At 69.0% G+C, this 1,070-nt stretch carries 1 protein-coding gene; it reads right to left on the bottom strand.

The window, feature by feature from the left end; translation table 11 throughout:
- Positions 1–949 (bottom strand): IS481 family transposase (locus ACWDEX_RS37210; RefSeq protein ID WP_450469122.1); only part of this gene is annotated, 949 nt, incomplete at its 3' end.
- Positions 950–1,070 lie beyond the last annotated feature (121 nt).

Raw genomic sequence — 1,070 nt, forward strand, 5'->3', positions numbered from 1 at the left:
TGTATTGCCTCGTGAGGTTAGGAACGCGGCTGGCGGGTGGTTGGCCTTTCAGCGCGGTGTGTCCGCGGTGGTGATTGTAGGTGTGCAGCCATTCGGGGAAGGCGTCGCGTCGTTCCTGCTCGGAGCGGTAGGGGCGGGCGTAGGCCCACTCGTCGAGCAGGGTGCGGTTGAAGCGTTCGACCTTGCCGTTCGTCTGCGGCCGGTAGGGCCGGGTTCGCTTGTGGGCGATCCCGGCCGCTGCCAGTGCCTGGCGCCAGTCGTGTGAGCGGTAGCAGGAGCCGTTGTCAGTCAGGACCCGCTCGACGGTGATCCCGCACTCGGTGAAGAAGGCGTGGGCCCGCTGCCAGAAGCCGGTGGCGGTCTCCTTCTTCTCGTCCGCGTGGATCTCGCTGTAGGCGAGGCGGGAGTGGTCGTCGACGGCGGTGTGCAGGTAGCTGTAGCCGACGTTCGAGCGGGTCTTTCGGCCTGCTTGCCGGCCGAGGGCCTTGTGGCCGCCGCCGTCGGGGATGTTGCCGAGTTTCTTGATGTCGACGTGCACCAGGTCGCCGGGCCGGTCGCGTTCGTAGCGGCGTATGACGCGGCCGGTGGCCCGGTCCAGGTGCGCGAGGCGGGCCAGACCGTAGCGGGTGAGCACGCGGTGCACGGTCGAGGGCACCAGCCGCAGCAGACCGGCGATCCGTGCGGGTCCCCAGCGGCGCAGGACGCGAACCTTGATGATCCGGCGCTCGGTGCGGGTCGGGGTTTGGCGCGGGCTGGTGTGGGGGCGGCTGGAGCGGTCGGCCATGCCCGCCTCGCCGAACTGCCGGTAGCGGTCGGCCCACCTCTGGGCTGTCGTCGGCGAGACCTGGAAGCGTTCCGCGGCCCGGCGCAGGGTCCAGTTGTCCTCGACCACGCAGCGGGCCAGACGCAGGCGGCCGGTCTCGGTCAGGGGTGCATTACGGTGGGGCACGAGGGCCTTTCTGTTGCCGGTGCAGATGTCGCAATCCACACCAGGCCAGAAGGCCCTCACCTATTTCAAGATCGATCAGTGGTGAGCCCTGTCACCGTCCACAACCTCCCGGGGCAGAACA

This window comes from Streptomyces sp. NPDC001020, from assembly GCF_053599115.1.